The sequence below is a fragment of the Halorutilus salinus genome, assembly GCF_026242195.1.
Classification (GTDB): Archaea; Halobacteriota; Halobacteria; order Halobacteriales; family Halorutilaceae; genus Halorutilus; species Halorutilus salinus.
Genome location: NZ_RKLV01000003.1, coordinates 172137 through 196836 on the forward strand (window position 1 = coordinate 172137; position 24700 = coordinate 196836).

A 24700-nucleotide genomic window follows, 5' to 3' on the forward strand; every position below is an offset into this window, starting at 1 on the left:
GCACGATGTCACAGTCCTCTCTGACTCGTTCTACACACTCTGCAGGGTGTGGTTCCCACTACATCCCCTACACACACCAAGCTGTCTGCCCTCGGCATGTCATCAAGTACCGCTTCGAGTGCCGGTAGGTTAGCGTGAATATCGGATATTATCTAAAATCAAGGGCAAGACCCTTTCCTCAAGGAGCGAGCGGAGCGAGTGAGTAGGGGGGATACGCCCGACAACCATAATAGTTAAATAAAAGGCTAACATAGACAAATATAGAATGGTTCAAACAGTAGCTACTTCCAATATCTGTGAAAACAGAGGTTTGACCCATTCAGGTAAGCCCGATCCAGAACTGTTCAGTTCTGCGGAGGGTGTAAAGCGGGCTGTGGACGCCCCACAGCGAATAAGACTCTCTGACTTGGAACGAAGTCAGACTTTGCAGGAATCTCCGCTGGAAGCCCCGTCATCAGAATCGAAGATTCTGATTGGCTCGTCAGGCGAAGTCTGACGAACGTCCTCAAGAAGTCTGCGTCAGCAGACGAGTAGGTCGGGGTAGTTCACTTCTTCGACGGTAACGGTTGACGAGTACCAGAGACAGGGAACGGTCTCAACTGTACTTTGGTTAAAGTAATGAAAAGATAGAACTCAGCCCTCGAGGTACTCCTCGTATACTGCTTCGATTAACTCCTTGACATCGTCCCAGTAACGTAGACGACCTGTTTTCTCGAAATCGTAGAAGAAACCCTCAGTCATCCATCCATATTCGATTTTGTCCCCGTCCAAATCGGACTCCCGGACGAACACACGGGACTTTTCTAAGTACTCTTCTGACATCAGGGTCAGTTCGTGCGTTTCACCGCCGTACTCACGCTCGAAAACACCGACCAAGTGGTCGGAGTAATCCGCGACGAGCTTGAACTTGTACCTCGAAAGCTCCGGTCTATCTTCCTTCAGTTCTACTTCTTCGAGCAGAAACGCGTGCGTACCCTCAGGCGTACCGAGAACTTCGGATATCTTCTCAAGACGTTCCTTCTCGCTGCTTTCCTCGTCGTAACTCCCCAAAACAAGGTAGGACTCATACTCCAGGACCGGAATCAACTCCCAGGTGTCTTCCTCCACTACAAACTCCCGAACCTCTCTGAGAAGATCTGTCGCCTCCTGCGGAGGTATCCCGTCGGGTACGTGCCCTAGAAGGCGTTCCCGAACTTTGTCTATATCCGGATCCTTGTCTTCAGCCACGTCAAGTCAATCTCTTGCGGATCAGATAACTATTTCCAAACCAGTTCCGAAGTCGAATTCTATCCCTAGTTCAACCTAGACCAATTCGGTCACTGTCGAAATAGTTAAACGGCTACGTAACTTACCTAGTGTATGGCTCAGATACACGGCGGTATGGCGGAAAAGAGAAAACGCCTGCAGGTAGTCCTCCAGGAAACGAGGTACGTCATCCTCCAGTACGTTATAGGGCACCCGAAGGAGTCGATAACCCTTGAAGAGCTGGACCATCTCATTCCGGACGTATCCAGAAGCACGATACACAGCCACCTTGATCGACTTGTAGAAGCCGACGTGCTCGAGAAGCAGGAACTCCCGTCCGAAAGTAGACAGAGGGACTTACCACACGTATTCTACCAACTTTCCGACGACGGCGAAGAGTTTCTGGAGGAGCACGGCTTACTCGAGAGCGAAGAAACCCTGAAAGAGTTCTACGACAAGATAGAAAAAGGCGAAAAGGCAGAGAAGTACGAGAGGGCTCCGCGTCCCTCGGAGTGAGCCGGAATACTACGAAAACAATGACGGAGAGCAAACGGTTAGACGAGAGGGAAGCCCGCCGGTTCCTGGAGTTACTCGAAAAGGTCGAAGAGGACATGGAACAGGCAGCCTACGGAGAGACCACGGATAGTTTCGACGACAAGTCTGAGTATGAATCGTACGAGGAGAAATGGGGTGCTCCGCGGGGTCAGATATCTGTCGAAGAGGCGCGCGGCAAGATTCGGAAGTTCGTTGAACACGCCTACTTGCAAGACGACGAGAACCCCGATGTCAGAATAGACGACGAAATCGAGGATAAGGTTGCCAATGTTGCTGAGGAGGCTGGGATGGCTGAAGACCGTGAGGAGGCGCTGGAAGAAGTACGCAGAGGTATCGCTGAGAACATCGAAGACGCGGAGCCGATGCTTCAGTCGCCGTTGGAGAAGGACGAGATTGAGAGTATCGAATCCGAAGAACTACGCGCTCTGGCTTGGGACCTGGATGCGGTAGCGAAAGCATACAACTACGCTACTGATCCCACGCTCCCGGATATTACACGCGAAGACGGTGACACATGGATCACCAACAAGGAAGAAATAAGGCTCAACGAAGCGGGTTCTTTGCTGAAGGAGGTCTACAGCCGTATTTACGGTCGTGTCGGTGAGGATTTGGAGGGCTACTCTACGGAGGAGTAGGAGTATTATCCCGTCGTCAAAAGATATATCCCGCCTGAATACGTAAGTAGAGTATAAACGACATGGGGTCACCACGGAAAGCACCTGAAGAGGAAACCTCTCCTGATTTCGGAGACTGGGAAGATCCATCGGCAGTCATCTCCGGCGAGCGTACACGTGATGATTTCCTAGACGTGGCTCTACAGCTTCGCGAGCCTGCTTCTATATCCGAGATAGCCGAAAGGGCAGGTAGGGGAGAGGACTCCGCCCGCGAGTATATGCGTTTCTTCGCTGAACTCGGTGTCGTTGAGCGAGTGACCGAAGGTCCTGAACAGTACCGCGTCGATAGGGGCTACCTCCGGTGGCGCAGAGTCCGACGCGTCAAGCAACAGTATTCTCCTGACAAGATAGCTAAGATGCTCTCTGAGTCTACCAACACGATAGACGAATACCGGGAAGAGTTCGGCGTCGATTCGCCTCGACGGGTGTCTGTAGCCGAGTACGCCGAGGAGAGCGGCATGGATGTCGAAGAAGTCTGGCGTAGGGTTTCAAAATGGAAGACGGAGGTGAACCGTCGTAGAATCCTTGACGAGGCGTTGAAGACGGCTGAAGAAAAGGCCGTCGCGTGATGACGGCGGGAGATTCCGAATCCGCGCCCATAGACTTCGAGGTTCTATATAGAGTATACTCCCGCTTACAGGGGGACGAGCGTTTCGAGGAGGTCAAGCTTAGACCCGATTATGCTCCGAACTCCTTGGTTCCTCGGTACGACCTCCGATACTTCCCATCGTTCGTCGTAGCAAACTATCTACAGATACTGGTATACGAACGACGACTTCAACATCCACTACGAGGAAGAGTACGAGAAGGGTGATACCTGGAACTGCAGGTGGGATAGACATCCGAACAGCCGCAACCATCGGGGTCACTTCCACCCTCCGCCTGATGGGTCAACCCCCGGAGAAAACCGAGATTATCCCACCGATTGGCGAGATGTACTCTCCTTAGCACTCAACGAAGTTGACGACCATATACAGGGGTTCTGGTAGTCTCAGTACGGTGCTCCACTACCCGCTACGGGATCTCATCGGAACTGACCTAAGCTCTTCCATCCTGCTCCCCATCCAAACCTTATCTTCGCTTAATGCGGATACGACTACTTCCCTGACCGTACTTTAGAACGGCATGTTCCCGCCCATACCGCCCATGTCCATGTCGCCCTCGCTCATCTTCTTCATCATACGTTCCATGTCGCGCCCTCCGCCAAGCTGGCTCATCGTACGTTCCATCGTGTTGTAGTATTCGAGAAGCTCGCGTACGTCCTCCTCGCTCGTCCCCGAACCGCGTGCGACACGCCGTACCTCGCTCGCACCGACGCGCGACGGGTTGTCGAGTTCCTCATCCGTCATCGAGTCCATGACAGCACGGTACGTGTCGAGGCGTTGCTCGGTCACCTCGGCGAAGTCGTCGGGCATCTCGTCCTTGAGGTCGCCCATACCGCCCATGCCGGGTATCATGTCCATCACCTGATCGAGTCTCCCCATGCTACCCATCGCCTCCATCTGTTTGTAGACATCGCGGAGCGTGAAGTCGCCGCTCAACAGCTTTTCGGGGTCGAGTTCCTCCTCGTCAACGTCGCTCTCCTCCATCGCCTCCTCGACGCGGTCGACGAGCGCTCGTATGTCTCCCATGCCCAGAAGACGCGATATGAAGCCGTCGGGGTCGAAACGCTCCACGTCGCTGACCTCCTCTCCCGTGCCTATGAACGCGATCGATGAGTCGGTCTGATCGACCGCCGTGAGAGCGCCGCCACCCTTTGCCGTACCGTCAAGCTTCGTTATGACGACGCCGTCGACGCCCACTGCCTCGTCGAACGCATCCGCCTGTTCGCCAGCGCTCTGTCCTATCGATGCGTCGAGGACGAGAAGCGACATGTCGGGGTCGACGACCGACTCTATATCCTCTATTTCGGCGACGAGTTCGTCCTCAAGCGCGTGCCGACCCGCGGTGTCGACGATCACGACGTCCCTGTCCTCGAACTCCGCCATACCTTCGCGCGCTATCCCAACGGGATCCTCCGAATCCGGATCACCGTAGAAAGGAACCTCCGCACGATCAGCCATCTCCTTCGACTGCTCGTACGCCCCCGGACGGAACGTGTCTGTCTGCACGATCGCGGGGCGCAGACCCTTACGCGAGAACCACCGCGCCATCTTGGCGCTCGTCGTCGTCTTACCCGAACCCTGTAGACCCGCGAGGAGTATAGTCTGCTCCTCTAACTCGAACTCCGTAGCGTCGCCGACGACAGCCACCATCTCCTCGTAGACGATACGTAGAACGTGTTCGCGCGCCGAAGTCCCCGCGGGAGGCTCCTCGTTGAGGGCGCGTTCACGTATAGAGTCGCTTAGGTCGTTCACGAGCGAGACGTCGACGTCCGCCTGCAGGAGGGCGCGCTGTATGTCGCGCACGACCTCCTCGACAGCCTCCTCGTCTATACGTGACCTGCCCGCGACCTTTTCGAGCGCGTCCTGTAGAGAGGATCCGAGATCTCCGAGTACCATTAACGGCGTTACGTGGTGACGTCTAATGACGGTTTTGATGCCCCGCCCGTTCCAGCGCCGGCGTCCGAGGTACTACCTGTAACGATAAGTGGCGCGGGTACGTCGTTCACACGGATGCAGAAACTGACGGAGTTCCAGAAGAACATACTCAACGTACTCGTCGGCGAGCCGAAGTACGGTGTGGAGGTAAAGAAGGCGCTGGAGGAGTACTACGGCGAGGAGATAAACCACGGACGCCTCTACCCCAACCTCGACAAGCTCGCCGACCGCGGATACGTCGACAAGCTCTCGCTCGACGACCGCAAGAACGAGTACGCCGTCACCGACGAGGCGCGCGCCGAGATACGCGACGAGATAGCGTGGCGCGTCGAGAGCTACATCGACGGTTCCGACGACCGCGAGAAAGAGCTACTCAAGGCGATAAACGGCGAAAAGTAACGGCGTTTGGCACAGTCTCAAAGCAAAGCTTTGACGGCTTGCAAACCTTCGATCCGTAAACAGTCTTCAGTCTATCTGTTACCGCCGTCGAGGTCCGCAGTCGGGTCGTACGGCTCGAAGGAGTCTTCGGAGTTAACCGCTTCCTCAACCTCGTCAAGGAGATCGTCGGACTCCTCTTTGGTCATCCACGTCACGTACTCCATACGCTCATCAGGATCCATCTCTCGAACTTCCTCCGGTGAGAGGTCTTCTTTGCGTTTTTCTTTACCTGTCATTGCTCTCTGAACCTCCGTACTCCGAGGTCTTTTTCGTAGTCCGTGACCAGCGACTCCCCTCGTTCAAGTATCCTTTCTACGCGCATCCATATCTGCATGAGAGACGGCGCTACTTCAAACTCAGCAAAATACTATTCTCGACGTTGCGCCTCGTGTTTTCTGTCGCGTGCCTCAAAACCGCAGTACGAAGCTTCTTGACATTCTCACCCGTCATCAGACGCTCCGCGTCTAATTGGCTCAGAAATCAAAGATTTCTGAACGTTCGTGACTCCACCGGAGTCACGAGCAGGCGAATTTTTCGATTCGCATAAGCCTAAAGCCAAGAACATTCTGCTGTGCTATCTGTAAAACCGGGTGGAAAGATGGTACGTTGGGTGGGTACCGAAGCTACGCTTCGACGGGGATCTCCTCGCCTTCCTCTTCCTTCGGCTCTATGACGAGACGGTAGGGCGAGAAACGCGTGTCGAGTACGCGTTTTCCGTCGTCGTCACCCTCGACGAACCCGCGGACGCGGTCGACGACCCTACTCGGAACGTCGACGACGAGTTCCGTGGGCGAAACAGCGGTGTAGACGGTGTCCTCTCCGACCGTTTCCGTCTCCACGACGCCGTCGTCGTCAAGCTCGCCGAGAACCGCGTCGACCTTGTCGGGGTAGAGACCCGTCTCCTCCGCGACCTCGTCGGCGTCCGCCTCTCCGAGCTTACGGAGCGCGACGTAGACATCGGCGCGCGCGCTCGTGTCGAGTACGGCGGAGACAACGTCGACGACGGCGTCGTCAACGGTTTCGAGACCTTCGTCAACCGTCTCTTCGACGGTCTCCTCAACATCCTCGACGGTTTCCTCGACCCTCTCGCGCTGTTCCTCGACGGTTTCCTCGACCCTCTCGCGTCCGTCCTCAACCGTTCCCTCAACCTCTTCGACCGTCTCCTCTATACGATCCTCGACGCCTTCTTCCCCTTCGACTTCCTCTACTCCCTCGACTTCCCCTGTTTCCTCGGTGGTTTCTGTTTCTGTCATGGTATCTCACCTTTGTGTCGTTCGCATTAGGACATAAAATCCGCGTATATAAATATTTTGTCCTTTTGCCGGCGACACATAGCTGTACGCCGTCGGATTGATATGGGGCGTCGACGTTTTGGGGTTATGAGACGCAGAGAGCTTATACTTGCCGCGGGTGCTATGGCTGTCACGGGATGTATCGGCGGCGGTTACGACGTTCAGGCTGTAAAGTCGGATGCGGAGCAGATACCGTACGAGCAGATGAGCGAGGGCGACAGGATACACGTCGAACGCGGCTACGTGAGACAGGTACAGACCGACGGCGAGACCTACTTTGTCGCCGTCGAACAGGAGGACGGCGAGTGGGTCAGTGAGATATTCGGCTCGTGGGACGGCGATGAGTTTCCGGAGGACGGTACGGTCGAACTCTGGGGCGTCGTTGAGGGCGAGATAGACTCCGAAGGGGGCGGTACACTGCCTGAGGTTACCATCGTCGACATGCGGTCGGTGGAGTAGCTTTCGTTTCACTTTTGACCTCTCCGCGCGAGGGTCGTGTATGCTCGCGGAACAACTCGCCGAGTACGCCGACGAACTGAGCTACGACGACCTTGACGACGAGACGGTTGAGACGACGAAGGCGCGTCTTATCGACTCTGTCGCGTGCGCTTACGCGGGGCGCGACGAACCGCCCGTCGAAAGCCTACTGAGGTACGCGACGCGTAAGAACGGCGAACGCGACGCCTCCGTTCTCGTCGACGGCGCGACGACGACCGTCGAGCACTCGGCGTTCGCAAACGGTGCGCTGATACGTTACCTTGACTGGAACGACACCTACCTCTCGAAGGAACCCGCGCATCCGTCCGACAACTTCGGTGCCGTGCTCGCCGCCGCCGACGCGTACGACGCTTCGGGGCGTGACCTTCTCGTAGCCGCCGTTCTCGCGTACGAGGCGCAGTGCCGTCTCTGTGACGCCGCTTCGTTACGCAAGAACGGCTGGGATCACGTCAACTACGGTCTGGTTTCGGCGACGCTCGCTGTTGGTAAGCTTGCCGGATTAACGCAGGACGAGATCGTAGAGGCTCTCGGGCTCGCGATCAATCCCCACGCCGCGATGCGACAGGCGCGCGCGGGCGAACTGTCGGAGTGGAAGGGCTTCGCCTTCGCAAACGTCGACAGGAACGCCGTCGTCGCCGTCGAACTCGCAGGCGAGGGCGTTGAAGGACCCGCGCCGATCTTTGAGGGCAAGTTCGGCTTCTTCAACCAGCTAACGGGCGAGTTCGATTTGGATGTCGATACGTTCGGAGGACGCGGCGGAGAGTTCAAGATTAACGAGACGTATATCAAGTACTACCCCGTCGAGTACCACGCGCAGGCGGCTGTCAACATCGTCATGGATCTGATCGACGAGGTGGACGCCGACGAGATAGACCGTATCGAGAACGAGACGTACGAGGCGGCGGTTAGCATCATCTCGGAGGAGGAGGAGAAATGGGACCCCGAGACGCGCGAGACGGCGGACCATAGCATGCCGTACTGTATCGCGCGCGCCTTCCTCGACGGCGAGATGACGCTCGAACAGTTCTCGGAGGAGAAGATTCTGGGCGACGACGTCCGCGAACTCATGGACAAGATAGAGATAGTCGAGAACACCGACTACACGGAGGCGTACGGAGAGGCGTTCCCGCATAGGATGGTCGTCCACGCCGACGGAGAGACGTACGAGCGCGAACTGGAGTACCCGAAGGGTCATCCGGGCAACCCGCTGAGCGACGACGAACTTGAGGACAAGCTCCGTACGGGCGTCGGTGATGCACTCGGCGACGACGAGATTACGGAGGCGCTCGACTGGATGCGTAACGTTGAGGAGAAGGATGACGCGTCGGGGCTTTTCGAGCTCGTATAGCGCTACCGTCTTCGCTCTACCGTTCGTCGACCGGCACGTACCCGCGCCCCGTCTCGCCCACGAACTTGACGCGCGGGCGCATGATACGGTTGTCTTCGATCTGTTCGGCGATATGCGCCGACCATCCGGCGGCGCGCGACGCCGCGAAAAGCGTCGTGTAGAACGCGGGAGGCACGCCGAGTTCGCGGTAGAGCGCACCCGCGTACAGGTCGGTGTTGGGGAAGATACCCTTGTCGCCGAGACGCGCCTCGACCTCCTCGCGGACGGCGTCGGCGACGGCGAGAAGCTCGGAGTCGGGGTTGAGCGTCTCTATATGGCGTCTGAAATGCGCGCACCGCGGGTCGACCGTCTCGTAGACACGGTGCCCGAAGCCGGGTATCTTCCCCTTGTTCGAGACCTTCTCCTCGACGAACGGTTCGGCGTTCGACGCGTCGCCGACATCTTCGAGCATATCGATGACGGTCTCCGTTGCTCCGCCATGGAGGCGTCCTTGGAGCGTACCGACGGCGGAGGTCAGCGACGAGTAGACGTTTGCGAGCGTCGAGGCGGTGACGCACGCCGAGAACGTCGATGCGTTCATACCGTGCTCTGCGTAAAGTATGAAGGTTGAGTCCATGGCGCTCGCCTCCTCCTCCGTCGGCTCCTCGCCATGGAGCGTATACAGGAAGTTCTCGGCGTGTCCGAGGTCGTCACGAGGCTCGACAGGCTCTTCTCCCTCGCGGACACGGTGGGCGCGCGCTATCACGGTCGGCATCTTGGCGAGGACGCCGAGGCATTTGTCGGTCGGGTCGTCGAGGTTGTCCGCCTCGTCGTCGTACGATGCGAGTGCGGAGACCGAGGTGCGTAGGAGATCCATGGGGGCGGTGCGCTCCGCCTCGCGGTCGACGAGTTCCGCGACGCCGTCGGGTAGGGCGCGTCTAGCCGCCATCTCGTCACGTATCCCGTCGAGTTCGTCGCCGGACGGCAGACGGTCGTTTCGGAGGAGGAACAGGAGTTCCTCGTACGACGATTCGCGCGCGAGGTCGTCCATGTCGTAGCCCGCGTACCATATCTTGCCTTCCTCGCCGTCGACCTTACAGACGCGCGACTCGTCGACAACGACGCCTTCGAGACCTTTCTTTACTTCGTCCATACCGGTAGATGATGAGAGACGTTATTCAACCTTCTTGTTGCCACCGCGGTGTGCAACCCCTACAGCGATGTACCTAAGCCAGACACCGTCAGGGCTGGTGACGTTAGATACCGAGAAGTGGACCGTAGTAGTACGGGCTGATGAAGCCCTCTACGAAGCCCGCGACACCGAAAAGGACGAGAAGACCCACGAAGATACGGTAGGCTCTCCGGGTTTCGTCGGCGACCTCTTCGGCGGAGACTCTGCCGCGGACGTAGCCGATACCGACGCCGCCGAGATGCAGACCAAGCCCTCCTGAGATGAGTAACGCGGGTATCTCGATGATACCGTGCGGGACTATGAATGCGGTGAGTTCGACGAGGTTCGCCTCCGTCGCCGTAAGGAAGCCTATAAGCGAGCCGTTGAAGACGAGTGAGACGACGGTTGCGACGCCGAAGACGAAGCCCGCGTACGACTGTGCGACGCCGACAGCCCAGTTGTTCGCCGTGTAGTTGAAGAACTCGCCGACGGGCGACATGCCTTCGAGACGGTTCGAGATAGACGTCTCTATACCTACGCCCGCCGCCTGCGTCGCTTCCCATGCACCGACGGCGGAGCCGACGAAGATCAGACCGCTCACGGCTACGAGCAGTGGACGCGCGGTGACGAAGGCGCGCGTCTCGTCCAGTCCCTCACGGAGCGCACCTGTCACGCGGTGAACGTCGACCGACCCGTCCATATCCTCAACGTCTTCGCCCGCGTGTCTCGTATACATATCCGTCTTTACGACAGCGACGAAGGGTGAGAAGATCACGAAGCCGACGACCGTGACAGCCGCGGGTGCGCCGAGGACGTTCAGGAAGCCCGCGACGGAGCCGAATCCGATCAGCGCCGCGAACGCGAATATGAGGTAAGCGATAAACTCAGCCGGGTTTTGGGTGACAAAGTCAAGGTTGCCGCGTAAGGCGCCCCGTAGACCCACACCGTCGACGACTACCGACTGGGGCGCGAAGACGAAGAAGACGTGTATACCGACAACCGTTGCGAGCCAGACGAGACCGACGACGAGACCGAGCGCCGCGCCGAGTATACCGCCCGTCGAGACGGAGACGGAGCCTACGCCCAAGAGGACAGCCGTCGCAACGAGTATCGCAACCGCCTCAGCCACGAACAGAAGCACGAACGTGGACGTATGCTCGAACACCGACGAGATGCCTCTGTCTACGGGCTTCTCGACGCCGGTCAGTACGCCGTAGACCGCGCCCACCTGTCCCGCGTTCACCGCGGCGTTGAGCGCGACCACGACGACGACGAAGACGACCGACGCCAGTACGATGACTGCGACCACCTCAGGTACCAGGATCAGGTCAAAAAGCTCGGCTAACTCCTCTCCCGTTTCTTCCATCCCTTCAAAACCGCCTGCGTTTCCGACCTCGTCGAGGGGTACGTCGTCCAGAGCCGAACGTATCTCGTCTATACTCCCGCGACGGAGGAGTGCGAGGTAGACGAAGACGCCTGTAAGCAGGGGCGCGACACGTGCGACAGCGGGGACGCTGACGCTCATGAGGTAGAAAGGTAGCACCGACGAAGGCTTGGAGACGAGAGTCGCGTACGCCGAACGGAACGCCTCGTTTATGTCCATGCGAATCCGTGTCGCCGGAGCCACAAACAGTTTTCCGTCGCGTTACACGACACGCGTTCCCGTCTCCCCTGCGAGAGCGCCGTCGAAGCCGTCGGGCGACGTTATGATAGCTTCGCGTCCTTCGTTTCCTTCCACAAATCCGAGCGCCGACTCGATCTTGGGACGCATCGTACCCTCTCCGAACTCCCCGTCTTTGAGATACCGGCGGAGTTCGTCTGCTTCGACACGTCCGAGACCCTGAGGGTCGTCGCCGCCGTAGCCGACGTACGCGCGGTCGACATCGGTTACGAAGACGAGTACGTCGGCTCCGACCTCCTCGGCTAAGAGACGCGACGTTCTGTCCTTGTCGACGACCGCCTCCACGCCGCGTAAACCGCCTTCGTCGCGGACGACCGGTACGCCGCCGCCGCCTCCGCAGACGACGGTGACGCCGTCGTCCACGAGAGAAAGAACCGTGTCCGACTCGATTACCTCCTGTGGCTCCGGGGAAGCGACGACACGTCTGTAGCTTTCGTCGTACTCGCGCGTCTCGAACCGCAGTTCGTCGGCTTCGTCGGCGTCGTAGAAACGACCGACGGGCTTCGTCGGGTCTTCGAAAGCCGTGTCGTCAGGGTCGACGACCGTCCGCGTTACCAACGTTACAGCCCCGTCGGACACGTTGTCGAACGCCTGTCCCAGTGTGTAGCCTAACTGACCCTCGGTCTCCGCCACGAGGACATCGAGAGGCATCTGCTGAGTCTCAGGAACGGCTTCCTGCTGTAACATACGGTTCCCGACCTGTGGACCGTTTCCGTGCGTCACGACGACGTCGTCATCCTCGTCGGTCGCCTCCGCGACTGTTCGGGATGTCTTCTCCACGGTGCGACGCTGTTCCTCGAACCCCGACCCTTCACCCGAAAGAACCGCGTTCCCTCCGAGAGCGACGACCAGACGTTCGGCGTCGGTCTGCGTCATGGTTATCTGTTGCCCGCGTCTGTCATAAGCTATGTCCCGAAACGTCCTGATCATGGGTGCCGCCGGACGCGACTTCCACGACTTCAACACCGTCTTCAGGGACGACGAGACGTACAACGTCGTCGCGTTTACGCATACGGAGACACAGAACGTCGGAGAACTCGACGACGCCCCCGAACGCCGGTACCCAGCAGAGCTTGCCGGCGACCTCTATACCGACGGCGTCCCTATACGTCCCGAAGCCGAACTCGAACAGCTCGTCGACGAGTACGGTGTCGATACGGTCGTCTTCTCGTACTCGGACGTCTCCCACGAGGAGGTCATGCACGCGGCTTCGCGCGCACTCGCTGAGGGAGCGGGGTTCCATATACTCGGACCCGACGATATATGGCTCGATGCCTCCGTACCCGTCGTCGCCGTCGACGCCGTCCGTACGGGATGCGGCAAGTCGGGTGTTTCGCGCGCTATCGCAGACGCACTCGACGGACGCGGCGTAGAGCCTGTCGTCGTACGCGAACCGATGCCGTACGGCGACCTTGTCGAGGGACGCGTCCAGCGGTTCGGATCGCTCGACGATATCGACGCGTGTAACGTAACCATAGAGGAGCGCGAGGAGTACGAGCAACACGTCGAAGCCGGACACGTCGTGTACGCGGGCGTCGACTACGCCGACGTTCTCGAAAGCTCCGAGGACGAGGCGGACGTTATCGTCTGCGACGGCGGAAACAACGAGCTACCTTTCTTTGCGCCCGACGTTCATATCGTACTTGCCGACCCGCACCGCGCGGGCGACGAGGTAAGCTACCATCCGGGTGAGACGAACCTGCGTACCGCCGACTACGTCGTCATAAACAAGGAGAACACAGCTACCGCAGACGGGATACGTGAGGTCGAACGTAACGTCCGCGCCACAAACCCCGACGCACGCGTCGTACACGCCGATTCGGTCGTGACCGCCGACGGTGGTGAGATAGAGGGCAGGCGCGTTCTCGTCGTCGAGGACGGTCCTACGGTTACACACGGCGACGCGTCGTACGGCGCGGGTCTTCTATCGGCACGCGAACACGGCGCGTCGGAGGTTATCGACCCGCGACCTCATGCCGTCGGCTCCCTCGCGCGTATACTCGAAAGCTACGACCATCTTGAGGACGTTCTCCCCGCCATGGGGTACAGCGACGAACAGGTGGACGAACTCGAAGAGACGGTGAGGAACGCCGAACCCGACGCCGTCGTCTCGGGCACGCCGCACGACCTGAGCCGTGTTATCGATGTAGACGTACCCGTGGTACGCGTCCGTTACGACGTGGAGACGAAGGGCGTAACCTTCGACGAGATACTCGGTGAGAACGCCGCCGTCCTTGGACTCGACTGAAGGGCGCGAAAGAGGTTTACGTCCGCACGGACGATACGCCACGGTAAGCTAACCCACCCCTAAAGGGGTGGGATTCACGGGAAATCGGAGATTCCCCTGAAGTCGGAAACCTCCGGTTTCCGTAAATGAGTGCGCGGGACTACGCGACGGCAGGCGCGAGTTCCGTTACAGCGAGAACGTCGCCAACGTCTGGTACAAGACGGTCTATACGTCGCCCGCGAACCGCTCCGTACTTCTCGTCACCGAGGAAGGTGTCGCCGACGCACTCGTAGCGGAGTGGACCAACTCGACGACCCACCGCCGTAACCTGCTCGGCGAGGCTTGGAACACGACGGGCGTCGGCGTCGTCGTGGACTACAACGGCACCGTCTTCGGTACACACGCCTTCTGCACCGCGGGGTGAGCGACGCGGTGCCGTCAGCCTTAGGTAGGTGGAAGACGAACCCCGACCATGACAGGCGTCTGCCCTCTACTCGAAGACTGTGAAGCCGCGACGTCGCGCGAGATGTGCGCCCACTTCACCGACAAGGCGGGCGTGAACTGGTGCGACTACTTCGACTTCAGCCCCGTCAACGACCCCGTCGAGACGGGACAGGTCGTCGAGGTCGAGATAGACGGTATCGACGACCGCGGAAACGGTTTGGGGCGCACCTCGGAGGGCTTCGTCGTACGTGTCGACGGCGGTATACCCGGAAAGACCGCGAAGGTCAAGATAAAGACGGTCTACGACAACAGCGCGAAGGCGGAACTCGTCGAGTTCACGGGCGACATAGAGGACGACGAGGACGAAACCGAGGCGGTGGACGAAGAAGAGGACGACGAACCACGGTCGGGCGCACGCGGAAACTGGTACGGTAGCTAAGGAACCAGAACCACGGGTATATCGAGGTTTTCGAGCACCCTCTCCGCCGTGCTTTCGCCGAATACGTCCTCGAAGACTGACTTCTGCTCGTACCCCATGACGACCGTATCGACGTCGGTTTCGCGCGCTATACGGTAGACAGCCTCGCGCACCTTGTCCCTCGACTCAGCCCCCTCCATGCGGATCACCTCCGCGCTTATCTCTATGCCCTCCTCGTCGCCGAGCGACTCTATCGTATCCGCAACCGTCTCCTCCGAAACGCTCTCGTCGCCCTCCGTCAGATGGACGGCTGTTATACGTATGTCGTCGAGCGCCCCGAACGACGAGACGGCGTACCTCGCGGCTCTTTCGCTCACGGGTGCGACATCGAACGGTATCAGAACGTGCATAAATGAACGAGCGTCGAAGAGCGCAAAACAGTTACGGTACGTGAACGGGGTTTGGTGTCAACAGGCTCGGCGGGATTTGGAACCGACTGTATCGCGCAGTCGACACGCGTGAGCCATGCACAGCATGGCTTCGCAAATCAGAGATTTGCTGGCTGTCGAGCTTCGCTCGACAACTCCAACAGGTTCAGCGGGCTACGGTGGCTCGGCGGGATCTGAACCACGGTCACTTCGCGCTACGCGCTCCGTTCACTGGTTCAAACCCTTGAGCCGTTCGTTCGCTTCGCCCACTCACGGGCTCGGCGGGATTTGAACCCGCGGTCTAGAGGTTAGGAACCTCTCGCCCTGTCCACTAGGCCACGAGCCCCAGAGGTTTCTGGAACTCGCGCGCACTTAACCTTCGTGTTTGCTATCCGTCGGTCGAGGCTGTCGTCGTTCCGTCGCCGTTCTTCTCGCTCGTTTCCGTCGCCGCTTCTTCTTCCATCTCTTTCTTAGCCTCCTGAAGCTCCTTATCCGCCTCCATCTTCGCCTTCTCGAACTCCTTCTTGGCGTCCCCGGCGCTCCTTGCGAGCTTCGGAATCTTGTCGGCTCCGAAGAGGAGGACGAGGAGAATCAGGATGACCCCTATCTCCAACGGACCTAAGCCCCCGACGAACAGGGGTGTTAACGCTACCATGTTCCGCGATACGCCGCGGAGTCATATAGACCTTTCGAGAGTAGGATTAATGTTCGTCGCGCCCACGTCTCGCGTATGCTCGACGATCTTCTCGGCAGGACGGCGCTGAAGCACCGTATCGAGGAACTCGAAGACGAGGTTGAGAGCCTCGAAGAACGTCTCTCAGCCGAGGAGCGGCGTAGAAAGGAAGCAGTGACCGAGAAACAGGAGGCGGACAGACGCGTAAACCGGCTCGAAGACAAGACGGAGGAGCTACGTGACCGTCTCGAACGTGCGGGTGGCGACGAAGACGACCGGAGCTTCCGTCTCGCGCGTTCGGTCCGTGGCGACGGACTCAACGATGTCCTCGAACTCCTTTCGTCGGCGCGGTCGGGCGAGGAGGCGCTGACGACCGTCTCGGTCGCACCCGACGACCGCGTCCCCGACGAGTTCGGGACGGAGACGACCGCACTTCTACGCCGCGTCGACTCCGACCGCGGTCTGGTGGTTTTCGGTGACGACGTCGGCGTGGTGCGCGCCGCCCTCGCCCCACCTCTCGTCGCCGACGGTACACGCGTCGAACACGCCGACCGGTTCGTCTTCGACCGCTCCCTGTTCGAACTACCTCAGCCGTACGCCGTTGCGGTCGTCCGTTCCGACGAGTACGCCGGCGGTGTCTACAACGGCGACGGACGCGTCGGTTTCTCGTCTTTCTCTTCCGACATCATGTCGAAGCACTCGAAGGGCGGCTATTCGCAGTCGCGTTTCGAGAGGGGTCACGACGAGGATGTGAAGGAACACGTACGCGAAGCCGCCGAGATGTTCGAGGAGATGGTCGGAAACGGCGTCGAACACGTCTTCGTCGCGGGCGAGAAACGCGTCGTACGCCGTTTCACCGACGAAGTCGGTATTAGCGCGCCCGTCTCGGAACGAACCGCCGACGCGACCGGAGAGGGCGAGCAACTCCTGCGCCGGGGACACGACTCCGTCAGGAGCGCGCGTCTGTACGTCATCTGACTATGGATTTGTACGTTCCGACGCTGAAGAACCCCGAGAAGTAGCTTAGATGTAGTCGATGGCTTCCGGAAGCTCCTGCTTCATACCTTTACGTTCGCGTATCTCCATGACCGTCTCACGCTGGAGGTTGTCGGGTAGCGTCTGGAAGCCCGCGTTCTCGGCGTTCCACGTCGATCTGCCCTCTGTCGCGCTTCGTATATCGGAGGAGAAGCCGAAAAGCTCGGAGACGGGAGCCTGTCCGTGTATCTCCACCACACCGCTCTCCTGCACCATGTCGTCTATACGTCCACGGCGTCCCTGAAGCTCCGACGATGCAGGACCCATGTGCTCCTGCGGGCACTCTATGTAGACATCCTGTATCGGTTCGAGCAGACGTGTCTCCCCGTGTATCATACCGCGGTGTACGGCGTCGCGCACGGCGGGTATGACCTGAGCGGGTCCACGGTGTATAGCGTCCTCGTGTAGCTTGACGTCGAGTAGACGTACGAGCACACCTTCGGCGGGTTCGCCCGCGAGCACGCCCTCGTTCGTCGCCTCGTCGAAGCCCTCCTCGACGAGCTCCATAGTCTCACGCAGGTGCTGTATACCCTTGGTGTCGTCGACGAGTATGTTCGTACCGTTCATGTACTCGACGTTCTGCGCCGTATCCTTGTCCATCCCGGCGTCCATCAGCTCCTCGCGGCGCTGTTGCTCAGGCTGATCCATGCTGATGTCGCCGAGCTTGATCTTCTCAACGACCTCCTCCGGGACGGGTTCAAGCTCTATGTAGAACTTGTTGTGCCTGTTGGGCGAGACGCCCTCGACCGTATCCCCGACGGACTGTGTGATCGACTCACGGTAGACGACGATGGGTTCGCTCGTCGTCACCGGGATACCGCGGTTGTCCTCGATACGTTTGGTGACGACCTCAAGATGGAGTTCGCCCATGCCCGAAATAAGGTGTTCGCCCGTCTCCTCGTCTATCTCGACCTGTATCGTCGGATCCTCCTTCGATATCTGCTGGAGAACCTCGATGAGCTTGGGCAGGTCGTCCATCTTCTTGGCTTCGAGAGCGACCGTAACGACAGGCTCGCTTATGTGGTCGATGGACTCGAAAGGCGTCATCTCCGTCGACGAGACGGTCGAACCCGCGATCGCGTCCTTCAGACCCGTCACGGCGACGATGTTCCCCGCGGGAACCTCCTCGACCTCCTCGCGTTCGTCGCCCATGTACAGACCGACGTTCTGTATACGGTTCGTCCCCGCGACGCCGCTCACGTTAAGCTCCTGTCCGCGTTCGAGCGTCCCGGAGAACAGCCGTCCCGTCGCAACCTCTCCCGCATGCGGATCCATACCTATGTCGGTCACCATGAAGACGACCTCGCCGTCGGGGTTCGACCTTATCATGTCCTCCGCGATCTGTGAGTCGGGGTCGCCGCGCCAGATCGTCGGTATACGTCGCTCCTGCGCCTCGACGGGGTTGGGGAAGTGGTCGACGACCATGTTGAGAACGACGCGGTAGAGGGGCGACTCCTGCGCAAGCTCTATGATATCGTCCTCGTCGCCCTTGTTGTAGTCGTAGACCTCCTCGAATCCTATACCGCTCTTCGCCATGTACGGCGCGCTTATCGCCCAGTTGTAGAGTGCGCTACCGAATGCGACGCTACCGTCCTCGACCTTGACGCGCCAGCCGTCGTTGTACCTCTCCTCGTCAACCTGCCGTATCAGGTCGTTGACCTCCTCTATAACGTCTACGAGACGATCCTGAAGCTCCTGTGGACCCTCCTGTAGCTCGTTGATGAGGCGGTCGACCTTGTTTATGAACAGAACGGGCTTTACGCCCTCACGTAGCGCCTGTCTCAGAACCGTCTCCGTCTGGGGCATCGCGCCCTCGACGGCGTCGACGACGACCACAGCACCGTCGACCGCACGCATCGCGCGTGTAACGTCGCCGCCGAAGTCGACATGCCCCGGCGTGTCGATGAGGTTTATGAGGAAGTCGTCGTCCTCGTAGTCGTGAACCATAGAGACGTTCGCCGCGTCGATAGTGATACCGCGTTCCTGCTCGTCCTCGGCGGTGTCCATGAAGAGCTGTTCGCCCGAAAGTTCCTCCGAGATCATGCCCGCGCCTGCGAGCAGATTATCCGTAAGCGTCGTGTTGTGTACGACGACACCGTCGGCGACGAAGTTGTGGTTTTCCTCGACACCGAAGTCGTAGACATGTTCGCGTTCGACCGGTTCGATCGATTCAACCTCTACGAACGACGTGTCCGCGACGGCGAGCGACTTGAGACGCCGTATCCTCGTTTCTGCGTCACATTCTTCGTCGAGTTCCTCGAAGCTCCGTGCTATCTCATCCAACGACTTCTTGGTAGGGGACGTACGCCCCGTCTCGTAGTCGCGGTACGAACCGCCGACGGCTTTCTGTGACGCCCCGATATCCTCGCGTATCTCACGTAGCTTCTCGCCGTTGACAGGCACTGTATCGAGCTTCGACGAACGCGCCTTTCGGCGTAGCTCTTCGAACCTCTCCTGTTTCTCGGGAAGACCGAAGCCTACCGCAGAGAAGTTTTCGAGTGAGAGTTCACCCGATACGTATAGTGTCGAGTTCGCGCGGTTGAGCTTCGAAGCCACGTCAAACCTGTAAAGGAGAAGCTGGAGATCCTCAAGCATCCGTGTGCTCTTCGAAGAGACCGAAACGGCGGATCTGTTCCTTTCGACCGTGCCGTCCGCGTCCATGTAGCCGCGCACGAACTCGGCTACGTGCTCGTCGTCGGCTCCGAAGGCGGTGTCGGGGATACGTATCGAGGCGGACTTGTCTTCGTCGGGATAGTCGAAGAAGCACCGAAGCACGTTCTGAAGAGTCTCGCCCCCAATCTCGATACGGTCTCCACGCCCTTCGAACCCACGTACGGTGGCTTCAAAGCCGAGCGAGCGCGCCTTCTCACGCACGAGACGTTTAGCCTCATCCGAGTTGTTCGTGATGTTGCCTTGGGTGTCGCCGTCGCCGAAGAAGAAGCCTGCGAGGTAGAACAGGTCGGACAGGTCGTCGGGTATCTCCATATCCAAAGACGACTGCTCGCCGCGCTGACCGTGCCCGCGGTAGTTGAGCCATTCGATGCTGTCGTACAGGTCGGACACTACCGCGTCGGTTCTACCGCTCTCACATATCTTTACGATGTCACTCAGACGGTACTCGCCGCGCCAGACGGCGTGTTTGAGCGACCCCTTCTTGAGACGGGTTTCGGATACCTCGTAGAGGCTTTCGAGCGGTTCGTCCTCGATAACCTCGTTGAAGCCGTCGGAGACGCCGACGTAGAACCCGTAGTCCTCTGCGAGTGTGCGCAGTAGATCTTCACCCGTCTCCTCGTCTGTCTCGTCGGCAGGAACCTTCCGCGCACCCACGACGGTATCGCCCTTCGAAAGGCTGTCGGCTCTTTCAAACTCCATCACACCGTCGCCGTTCAGAACCATGTACCTGTGTTCGGGCGTGGTTTCGAGGACATGCCCGTTTGATGTCTCTATACCGATGAGGCTCTCGTCGGCTTCCCGTTTCGTGGCGTACGCGACCTCTTGGCTCTCCGTCTCACCCGTCTCCCTGTCGAGCGAGGCGACGGATACCTCCGAAGTAGGCTCGTAAGCGACGCCGTCCTCGCAGTCCGTCTCCTCCCCTTCACTCCGGATACGTTCGAAAAGCCCCTTGGCTTCCACCACGCTCCCGTTGTCGAGATGTATCCGCGTGTCACCCGCAACGCATTTTCCGTGGTCCACATGCGCCACTATACCGATGTTACGTATGAACCCGGGGTCGTCCATCAGGTCTGTACACTGATCTACAATCTGTTCTCTGCGTCCCATAGTTGCTCCTGAGTAGGCGCGAATAGGTCTAAACGGGGTAAAAGGATACTGGTTTGTGGCACGCCAGTCTTCGCGTCACAGACCTTCGGTCACGCTCTCGCCGCTCATAACCTCGGGTATCACGACATCGTCGGCACCCGCGCGCCGCGCGAGCGACTCGTACATCTCGTCGCCGACACGTACAACCACCCTGCAGTCGGGTGCTATCTGGCTGACGACGACGGCTGTCTGTATGTTGACGTTCGAGTCGTCGACTGCGCATACCACCCTGTTAGCCCTCCCCGTACCCGCCTCCGTGAGTACGTCCTCGCGTCTTGCGTCGCCGTTTACGGCGAGATGCCCGTCGTCGACCGCGCGCTCGTACTCGTCCGTCTCGCTCTCCACGACGACGACGGGCGCATCCCTTTTAGCCAGCCCGTTCGCTACCGTCCTGCCGAACATACCGTATCCGCATACGACGACGTGGTCGTCTGTCTCTTCTATCTCCTTTTTGAGTTGCACCTTTCTCAGCTCCTCCTTTATGCTCCCTCCGAAAGCCGCAGACAGAACCGACTCGGCTATCCATGCGCCGGTTAGAACGAGGAGAACCCTCGTTGAGACGGAGATAGCCTTCGCCAGCCTCTCCTGCGCCTCTGTCCCGTGCTCCCGGAAATGTAGCTCGACGCTCGTCGGATCTATCACCCAGAAGGAAGCGTCGAGAACCCCGATGTCTGCCACAGCCATGAAGCCACCTACGCCGAAAGCCACGACGGCGGTGAAAGCGAGAAGCGGGTACGCGGCGCGCCGAAGGACGCTCGCGCGTGCGCTGGTGGCTCGTGTGGCGCTCATGGATCCGTAGTCCTATGGCGCGTAAGTCGCGTACGACGAACCCGTCTCGTGCAGACGCACCTCGACGACGGGATGACCCTGCGACTCGGCGTACTCGTATATCTCGCGTGCTATCGCCTCCGCAGTCGGGTTCTCGTCCATCACGTAGTACGGTTCGCCCTCCTCTTCGAGGTACTCTATGAGCGGGTCGTCGTGACGGACGAGCATCGCGTGATCCATCTCGGCGTCTATCCAGCCCTTCACGTCGTCCTTCAGGTCGCCGAAGTCGTAGACCATACCGCGGTCGTCGAGTCCGTCGTCCCTGAGTTCGACCTCGGCGACGCCGTTGTGCCCGTGTATATGCTGGCAAGCACCGTCGTAGTTACGCAGGCGGTGACCGTAGCTGAACTCTATCTCCTTGGTAACGCTGTACGTCATACGTACTCATCGTATATCTCGTCGACCTTCGCCGCCATCACGAAGTCCGCCTCGTGTAGACCGTCTATCTTGTGCGTCCAGAACTTGACCTCCGCAGAGCCGTATTCGAGGTAGATGTCGGGATGGTGCCCCTCCTCCTCGGCGAGTTCGCCCACGTCATAGACGAACTCCAGAGAGTCGCGGAAGTCGTCGAAGTCGAAGTGGCTCTCTATATGGTGGTCGTCGACGGCTTCCCAGTGATCGCCCACCTCGTCGAGATACTCGTCTATCTCGTCGCTCTCCATCGGCGGTACGCCGCCCTGACACGGCTCACATTCCTGATCGGCGAGTGAGTCTGATTCGGACATTGCATGCTACATACGCGCGCGCGGCACTTAGTCGTGACGGGTGCTCGTGACGGGCTGTTCAGAGCGACCTTCCGCCGTCTACGTCTATAACAGCGCCGTTTAGGAACTCCGACGACTCGACGACGAAGGCGACGGTGTCTGCGATATCACCCGGCTCTCCGATACGTCCCACGGGCGTGTCCTCGGCGATACGGCGCTCCTCCTCGTCGGGACGGTCGGGCGGCGAAAGAACCGTGCCGGGCGAGACGGCGTTGACGGTCGTCTCCGGCGCGAGAGCCTTTGCGAGAGCCTTCGTGAGAGAGACGATACCCGCCTTAGAGACGGAGTAAGGTACGAACGAAGGGAAAGGGCGTTTCGCCGCGACGCCCCCGATGTTGACGACCTTCTCCGCACCGTGCTCCGCCGCGCGCTGTGACGCGAAGAACGGCGCGCGCAGGTTGACATTCATGTTCGTCTCCCAGTCGTCCTCGGTCACGTCCTCGACGGGGGTTTCGCCGAAGACCGACGCGGAGTTCACGAGAACGTCGATACCCCCGAGTCCGTCGACCGTACCGTCGACCGCGGCGCGCGCACCTTCGACGGTCGAAAGGTCGCTCCGAACCGTCGTCGCCTCGCCCCCGTGTTCGCGTACGTCGTCCGCCGTCTCGTCCGCCGCCTCGTCGCTCGTCCTGTAATGTACCGCCACGTTCGCGCCCTCGTCTGCGAGCGTCAGGGCTATCTCACGTCCGACGCGTACGGCGCTTCCCGTGACCAGAACGTCAGCGTCCTGTATATCCATGCCCGACCAAGGGGTGCGAGCCGTATACCCGTGACGGTGGTGGACGACGACGGTTCGTTCGTTTCGACGGTTCGTCCGTTTTATGCGCGCTCCCGCGCAAGTACGCGTATGAAAGGTCTACTGTACAGCGGCGGCGTCGAAAGCGCCCATCTCCTCCAGACGGTTGACGGTGACATACAGCCCGTCTACGTCGCGTACGGCTTTCCTTGGGAGGAGCGCGAGCGCGAGGCGGCGCGCGAACACGTCTCGCGCGTCGGTAACGCTGAACCTCTGATGGTGATCAACGTCGAACACGACGACGCTTCGCGTCTGCGCAGGGACGCCGACACGTCGGAGAAGGACTACACGTACGTACACGGTCGTTCGCCGAGCCTTCTCACGAACGCCGTCGTCGAACTCTCCGCTATCGGCGTCACCGATATCTACGAGGGTACGTTAGCGTCGGGCGAAGACACGTTTCCCGACTCGTCGCGCGGCTTCTACGACAGCATAGAGAGCGCACTGTCGATCGGTCTCGACGCGGATATCGACGTACACACGCCCCTGTATGGTATGTCTAAGCCGGAGGTGATCGCCGAACTCGTCCGTCTCGACGGTTCGGTGGGTTTCGAGGACACCGTTTCGTGTGTCGTTCCGGGCGACGAAGCCTGTGGCGACTGCTACAAGTGCGAGGAGCGACGTGAGGCGCGCGAGAAGGCGGAGAGGTATCTTTAGGCGACGCGCTCGCCGCGCGCGACAACCGCCTGCTGTTCCTTCCAGCTCTCTGCGTCGTCGCGTGGGTCGCCGTCGAGAATCAGAAGGTCGGCGGCGTACCCCTCACGGACGTAGCCTATCTCGTCTTCCATTCCGAGCAGTTCCGCGGCGTTCGCCGTCGCGGCTTCTAACACGTCCTCCTCGTCCATACCGTACCGCGACATGAGCGCGAGTTCCTCCGCGTTCTCGCCGTGGTTGTTGTACGAAGTTCCCGCGTCGCTCCCCACGGCGACACGTACGCCGTACTCGTCGAAAAGGTCGACGACATCCTTCTGACGCTCGACGACGCGTTCCGCCTTCTCTAACTTCGCGTCCGAGACACGGTCGGGGTGCCGTAACGACATCCTCGACGCCTTGAGCGTCGGCACCCAGAATACGTCGTTCTCGGCGAGCGCACGCGCCGCCTCCTCGTCGGCGTACTTTGCGTGCTCGACGCTGTCGACGCCCGCCTCGGCGCACGCGACGATCCCCTCCTTCCCCTCGGCATGCGCCGCGACGGGCACGTCCTTCATCCCCGCGACCTCAACCGCCGCCTCTATCTCGTCGCGCGTCATCTCCTGCGCGCCTTCGGTCGAAGAGTACGCCGAAGACGTAGCCATCAGCTTAACGACCTTCGCGCCGCGCTCTATCTGTTCGCGTACGGCGCGGCGCACCTCAGCGACGCCGTCCGCCTCCCTACAGCTACCGCTAAAATGTCCGCCCGTACAGCAGATACCCTGTCCGCACGCGACTACGCGGGGTCCGCGTATCTTCCCGTCCTCAACCGCGCGCCCGCCGTCGATGACGCACGCGTCGGGGGCGTTGAGATCGCGTACGGTCGTCACGCCGCCCTCGACGGTATCGCGCGCGTTCTCGACCACACGGTACCAACGCATACGGTCGTCGCCGTGTCGGTTCGTCGGTAGGCATTCGGAGACGAGATGGACATGGCAGTCGATGATACCCGGTACGACGTAGCCGCCGTCGCAGTCGTACACGTCCTCGTCACCGTCGGCTTCGAAGCCTCCGACATCTGCGATACGTCCGTCCTCGACGCGTACGTCGGCGTCGCGCTCACCGTCGGTATCGACGACCGTCCCGTTCCTGAGAATCATACCTAAGACACGTCACGCGCGCCGTTAAGCGTGCTGATGGCGGTTGGAGATACCCCG

Annotated in this window: 26 protein-coding genes, 1 tRNA gene and 3 pseudogenes; 12 read left to right on the top strand and 18 right to left on the bottom strand. The window is 59.8% G+C overall.

The window, feature by feature from the left end:
• Nucleotides 1–8: 8 nt before the first annotated feature.
• Nucleotides 9–152, bottom strand: coding sequence for a hypothetical protein (locus tag EGH25_RS12255; protein ID WP_420841088.1), 144 nt, complete (start codon nucleotides 150–152; stop codon nucleotides 9–11).
• A 481-nt stretch (nucleotides 153–633) separates the two neighbouring features.
• Complete coding sequence (locus EGH25_RS04320; RefSeq protein ID WP_266086418.1) at nucleotides 634–1227, bottom strand: DUF8170 family protein; 594 nt, start codon at nucleotides 1225–1227, stop codon at nucleotides 634–636.
• Between the two features lie 132 nt (nucleotides 1228–1359).
• Between EGH25_RS04320 and EGH25_RS04325 the strand changes: the two genes are divergently transcribed.
• The 4 genes from EGH25_RS04325 to EGH25_RS12360 all read left to right on the top strand — a co-directional run bounded on the left by EGH25_RS04325 (nucleotide 1360) and on the right by EGH25_RS12360 (nucleotide 3463).
• On the top strand, nucleotides 1360–1761 hold the full coding sequence (locus EGH25_RS04325) for a winged helix-turn-helix domain-containing protein (RefSeq protein WP_266086419.1): 402 nt from the start codon (nucleotides 1360–1362) through the stop codon (nucleotides 1759–1761).
• A 20-nt stretch (nucleotides 1762–1781) separates the two neighbouring features.
• Nucleotides 1782–2435 (top strand): hypothetical protein, encoded by a 654-nt coding sequence (locus tag EGH25_RS04330; RefSeq protein ID WP_266086420.1) that lies wholly within the window; start codon nucleotides 1782–1784, stop codon nucleotides 2433–2435.
• 62 nt (nucleotides 2436–2497) lie between these two features.
• Nucleotides 2498–3043, top strand: coding sequence for a DUF7342 family protein (locus EGH25_RS04335; protein ID WP_266086421.1), 546 nt, complete (start codon nucleotides 2498–2500; stop codon nucleotides 3041–3043).
• A 213-nt stretch (nucleotides 3044–3256) separates the two neighbouring features.
• Nucleotides 3257–3463, top strand: coding sequence for a toxin-antitoxin system TumE family protein (locus tag EGH25_RS12360; protein WP_476729810.1), 207 nt, complete (start codon nucleotides 3257–3259; stop codon nucleotides 3461–3463).
• 126 nt (nucleotides 3464–3589) lie between these two features.
• Here the strand turns inward: EGH25_RS12360 and EGH25_RS04340 are convergent, their stop codons facing one another.
• On the bottom strand, nucleotides 3590–4975 hold the full coding sequence (locus EGH25_RS04340) for a signal recognition particle protein Srp54 (protein ID WP_266086422.1): 1386 nt from the start codon (nucleotides 4973–4975) through the stop codon (nucleotides 3590–3592).
• A gap of 114 nt (nucleotides 4976–5089) precedes the next feature.
• Here EGH25_RS04340 and EGH25_RS04345 point away from each other — a divergent pair, with 114 nt between their 5' ends.
• Nucleotides 5090–5413 (top strand): PadR family transcriptional regulator, encoded by a 324-nt coding sequence (locus EGH25_RS04345; RefSeq protein ID WP_266086423.1) that lies wholly within the window; start codon nucleotides 5090–5092, stop codon nucleotides 5411–5413.
• Between the two features lie 71 nt (nucleotides 5414–5484).
• On the opposite strand, the gene EGH25_RS04350 is transcribed toward EGH25_RS04345, so the two are convergent.
• Nucleotides 5485–5688: a hypothetical protein gene (locus EGH25_RS04350; RefSeq protein WP_266086424.1), complete on the bottom strand. Its 204-nt coding sequence runs from the start codon at nucleotides 5686–5688 to the stop codon at nucleotides 5485–5487.
• Between the two features lie 387 nt (nucleotides 5689–6075).
• A complete protein-coding gene (locus EGH25_RS04355) occupies nucleotides 6076–6705 on the bottom strand; it encodes a helix-turn-helix domain-containing protein (protein ID WP_266086425.1) in 630 nt (209 codons plus the stop codon).
• 126 nt (nucleotides 6706–6831) lie between these two features.
• On the opposite strand from EGH25_RS04355, the gene EGH25_RS04360 reads away from it, so the two are divergent.
• Together EGH25_RS04360 and EGH25_RS04365 are read left to right on the top strand one after the other, a co-directional pair.
• A complete protein-coding gene (locus tag EGH25_RS04360; protein ID WP_266086426.1) occupies nucleotides 6832–7203 on the top strand; it encodes a hypothetical protein in 372 nt (123 codons plus the stop codon).
• Nucleotides 7204–7243: 40 nt separating this feature from the next.
• Nucleotides 7244–8590 (top strand): MmgE/PrpD family protein, encoded by a 1347-nt coding sequence (locus EGH25_RS04365; protein WP_266086427.1) that lies wholly within the window; start codon nucleotides 7244–7246, stop codon nucleotides 8588–8590.
• Between the two features lie 16 nt (nucleotides 8591–8606).
• Here the strand turns inward: EGH25_RS04365 and EGH25_RS04370 are convergent, their stop codons facing one another.
• The 3 genes from EGH25_RS04370 to EGH25_RS04380 all read right to left on the bottom strand — a co-directional run bounded on the left by EGH25_RS04370 (nucleotide 8607) and on the right by EGH25_RS04380 (nucleotide 12297).
• Nucleotides 8607–9722 carry a citrate/2-methylcitrate synthase gene (locus EGH25_RS04370; RefSeq protein WP_266086428.1) on the bottom strand — a complete coding sequence of 372 codons (1116 nt, stop codon included), beginning with the start codon at nucleotides 9720–9722 and terminating at the stop codon, nucleotides 8607–8609.
• 103 nt (nucleotides 9723–9825) lie between these two features.
• Nucleotides 9826–11343: a stage II sporulation protein M gene (locus EGH25_RS04375; protein WP_266086429.1), complete on the bottom strand. Its 1518-nt coding sequence runs from the start codon at nucleotides 11341–11343 to the stop codon at nucleotides 9826–9828.
• Between the two features lie 42 nt (nucleotides 11344–11385).
• Nucleotides 11386–12297 carry a carbamate kinase gene (locus EGH25_RS04380; protein WP_266086430.1) on the bottom strand — a complete coding sequence of 304 codons (912 nt, stop codon included), beginning with the start codon at nucleotides 12295–12297 and terminating at the stop codon, nucleotides 11386–11388.
• A 31-nt stretch (nucleotides 12298–12328) separates the two neighbouring features.
• On the opposite strand from EGH25_RS04380, the gene EGH25_RS04385 reads away from it, so the two are divergent.
• The 3 genes and pseudogenes from EGH25_RS04385 (at nucleotide 12329) to EGH25_RS04395 (ending at nucleotide 14531) form a co-directional block, all read left to right on the top strand.
• A complete protein-coding gene (locus EGH25_RS04385) occupies nucleotides 12329–13669 on the top strand; it encodes a GTPase (protein ID WP_266086431.1) in 1341 nt (446 codons plus the stop codon).
• Between the two features lie 223 nt (nucleotides 13670–13892).
• A pseudogene (locus EGH25_RS12260) lies at nucleotides 13893–14072 on the top strand (CAP domain-containing protein); the annotation flags it as partial.
• A gap of 48 nt (nucleotides 14073–14120) precedes the next feature.
• Nucleotides 14121–14531, top strand: a complete 411-nt coding sequence (locus EGH25_RS04395) for a TRAM domain-containing protein (protein WP_266086433.1) — start codon at nucleotides 14121–14123, stop codon at nucleotides 14529–14531.
• Here EGH25_RS04395 and EGH25_RS04400 read toward each other — a convergent pair.
• The 3 genes from EGH25_RS04400 to EGH25_RS04410 all read right to left on the bottom strand — a co-directional run bounded on the left by EGH25_RS04400 (nucleotide 14528) and on the right by EGH25_RS04410 (nucleotide 15593).
• Nucleotides 14528–14920, bottom strand: a complete 393-nt coding sequence (locus EGH25_RS04400) for a universal stress protein (protein WP_266086434.1) — start codon at nucleotides 14918–14920, stop codon at nucleotides 14528–14530. The two genes, EGH25_RS04395 and EGH25_RS04400, sit on opposite strands and share 4 nt — an antisense overlap.
• A gap of 291 nt (nucleotides 14921–15211) precedes the next feature.
• A tRNA-Arg gene (locus tag EGH25_RS04405) sits at nucleotides 15212–15284 on the bottom strand.
• A gap of 42 nt (nucleotides 15285–15326) precedes the next feature.
• Nucleotides 15327–15593 carry a twin-arginine translocase TatA/TatE family subunit gene (locus EGH25_RS04410; protein ID WP_266086435.1) on the bottom strand — a complete coding sequence of 89 codons (267 nt, stop codon included), beginning with the start codon at nucleotides 15591–15593 and terminating at the stop codon, nucleotides 15327–15329.
• Between the two features lie 75 nt (nucleotides 15594–15668).
• Between EGH25_RS04410 and EGH25_RS04415 the strand changes: the two genes are divergently transcribed.
• A complete protein-coding gene (locus EGH25_RS04415) occupies nucleotides 15669–16589 on the top strand; it encodes a Vms1/Ankzf1 family peptidyl-tRNA hydrolase (protein WP_266086436.1) in 921 nt (306 codons plus the stop codon).
• A 45-nt stretch (nucleotides 16590–16634) separates the two neighbouring features.
• On the opposite strand, the pseudogene EGH25_RS12265 reads toward EGH25_RS04415, so the two are convergent.
• From EGH25_RS12265 to EGH25_RS04440, 6 genes and pseudogenes are all read right to left on the bottom strand, one after another.
• Nucleotides 16635–18731, bottom strand: a pseudogene (locus EGH25_RS12265) (elongation factor EF-2); the annotation flags it as partial.
• A 21-nt stretch (nucleotides 18732–18752) separates the two neighbouring features.
• Nucleotides 18753–20426, bottom strand: a pseudogene (locus EGH25_RS12270) (LAGLIDADG family homing endonuclease); the annotation flags it as partial.
• A gap of 75 nt (nucleotides 20427–20501) precedes the next feature.
• A complete protein-coding gene (locus EGH25_RS04425; RefSeq protein ID WP_266086438.1) occupies nucleotides 20502–21254 on the bottom strand; it encodes a potassium channel family protein in 753 nt (250 codons plus the stop codon).
• A 12-nt stretch (nucleotides 21255–21266) separates the two neighbouring features.
• A complete protein-coding gene (locus EGH25_RS04430; RefSeq protein WP_266086439.1) occupies nucleotides 21267–21671 on the bottom strand; it encodes a 6-pyruvoyl trahydropterin synthase family protein in 405 nt (134 codons plus the stop codon).
• Nucleotides 21668–22018: a 4a-hydroxytetrahydrobiopterin dehydratase gene (locus EGH25_RS04435; protein ID WP_266086440.1), complete on the bottom strand. Its 351-nt coding sequence runs from the start codon at nucleotides 22016–22018 to the stop codon at nucleotides 21668–21670. The genes EGH25_RS04430 and EGH25_RS04435 overlap by 4 nt, the downstream gene beginning before the upstream one ends.
• Nucleotides 22019–22076: 58 nt before the next feature.
• Entirely contained in the window at nucleotides 22077–22796 is a 720-nt protein-coding gene (locus EGH25_RS04440) for an SDR family NAD(P)-dependent oxidoreductase (protein ID WP_266086441.1), read from the bottom strand.
• 108 nt (nucleotides 22797–22904) lie between these two features.
• Between EGH25_RS04440 and EGH25_RS04445 the strand changes: the two genes are divergently transcribed.
• Nucleotides 22905–23510, top strand: coding sequence for a 7-cyano-7-deazaguanine synthase (locus EGH25_RS04445; protein WP_266086442.1), 606 nt, complete (start codon nucleotides 22905–22907; stop codon nucleotides 23508–23510).
• On the opposite strand, the gene EGH25_RS04450 is transcribed toward EGH25_RS04445, so the two are convergent.
• Nucleotides 23507–24643, bottom strand: a complete 1137-nt coding sequence (locus EGH25_RS04450) for a metal-dependent hydrolase family protein (RefSeq protein WP_266086443.1) — start codon at nucleotides 24641–24643, stop codon at nucleotides 23507–23509. The two genes, EGH25_RS04445 and EGH25_RS04450, sit on opposite strands and share 4 nt — an antisense overlap.
• Between the last annotated feature and the right edge of the window lie 57 nt (nucleotides 24644–24700).

Coding starts and splice junctions, on each gene's coding strand:
- EGH25_RS04325 (WP_266086419.1), top strand. CDS start 1,360: ATGGCTCAGATACACGGCGGTATGGCGGAAAAGAGAAAACGCCTGCAG.
- EGH25_RS04330 (WP_266086420.1), top strand. CDS start 1,782: ATGACGGAGAGCAAACGGTTAGACGAGAGGGAAGCCCGCCGGTTCCTG.
- EGH25_RS04335 (WP_266086421.1), top strand. CDS start 2,498: ATGGGGTCACCACGGAAAGCACCTGAAGAGGAAACCTCTCCTGATTTC.
- EGH25_RS04340 (WP_266086422.1), bottom strand. CDS start 4,975: ATGGTACTCGGAGATCTCGGATCCTCTCTACAGGACGCGCTCGAAAAG.
- EGH25_RS04345 (WP_266086423.1), top strand. CDS start 5,090: ATGCAGAAACTGACGGAGTTCCAGAAGAACATACTCAACGTACTCGTC.
- EGH25_RS04350 (WP_266086424.1), bottom strand. CDS start 5,688: ATGACAGGTAAAGAAAAACGCAAAGAAGACCTCTCACCGGAGGAAGTT.
- EGH25_RS04355 (WP_266086425.1), bottom strand. CDS start 6,705: ATGACAGAAACAGAAACCACCGAGGAAACAGGGGAAGTCGAGGGAGTA.
- EGH25_RS04360 (WP_266086426.1), top strand. CDS start 6,832: ATGAGACGCAGAGAGCTTATACTTGCCGCGGGTGCTATGGCTGTCACG.
- EGH25_RS04365 (WP_266086427.1), top strand. CDS start 7,244: ATGCTCGCGGAACAACTCGCCGAGTACGCCGACGAACTGAGCTACGAC.
- EGH25_RS04370 (WP_266086428.1), bottom strand. CDS start 9,722: ATGGACGAAGTAAAGAAAGGTCTCGAAGGCGTCGTTGTCGACGAGTCG.
- EGH25_RS04375 (WP_266086429.1), bottom strand. CDS start 11,343: ATGGACATAAACGAGGCGTTCCGTTCGGCGTACGCGACTCTCGTCTCC.
- EGH25_RS04380 (WP_266086430.1), bottom strand. CDS start 12,297: ATGACGCAGACCGACGCCGAACGTCTGGTCGTCGCTCTCGGAGGGAAC.
- EGH25_RS04385 (WP_266086431.1), top strand. CDS start 12,329: ATGTCCCGAAACGTCCTGATCATGGGTGCCGCCGGACGCGACTTCCAC.
- EGH25_RS04395 (WP_266086433.1), top strand. CDS start 14,121: ATGACAGGCGTCTGCCCTCTACTCGAAGACTGTGAAGCCGCGACGTCG.
- EGH25_RS04400 (WP_266086434.1), bottom strand. CDS start 14,920: ATGCACGTTCTGATACCGTTCGATGTCGCACCCGTGAGCGAAAGAGCC.
- EGH25_RS04410 (WP_266086435.1), bottom strand. CDS start 15,593: ATGGTAGCGTTAACACCCCTGTTCGTCGGGGGCTTAGGTCCGTTGGAG.
- EGH25_RS04415 (WP_266086436.1), top strand. CDS start 15,669: ATGCTCGACGATCTTCTCGGCAGGACGGCGCTGAAGCACCGTATCGAG.
- EGH25_RS04425 (WP_266086438.1), bottom strand. CDS start 21,254: ATGAGCGCCACACGAGCCACCAGCGCACGCGCGAGCGTCCTTCGGCGC.
- EGH25_RS04430 (WP_266086439.1), bottom strand. CDS start 21,671: ATGACGTACAGCGTTACCAAGGAGATAGAGTTCAGCTACGGTCACCGC.
- EGH25_RS04435 (WP_266086440.1), bottom strand. CDS start 22,018: ATGTCCGAATCAGACTCACTCGCCGATCAGGAATGTGAGCCGTGTCAG.
- EGH25_RS04440 (WP_266086441.1), bottom strand. CDS start 22,796: ATGGATATACAGGACGCTGACGTTCTGGTCACGGGAAGCGCCGTACGC.
- EGH25_RS04445 (WP_266086442.1), top strand. CDS start 22,905: ATGAAAGGTCTACTGTACAGCGGCGGCGTCGAAAGCGCCCATCTCCTC.
- EGH25_RS04450 (WP_266086443.1), bottom strand. CDS start 24,643: ATGATTCTCAGGAACGGGACGGTCGTCGATACCGACGGTGAGCGCGAC.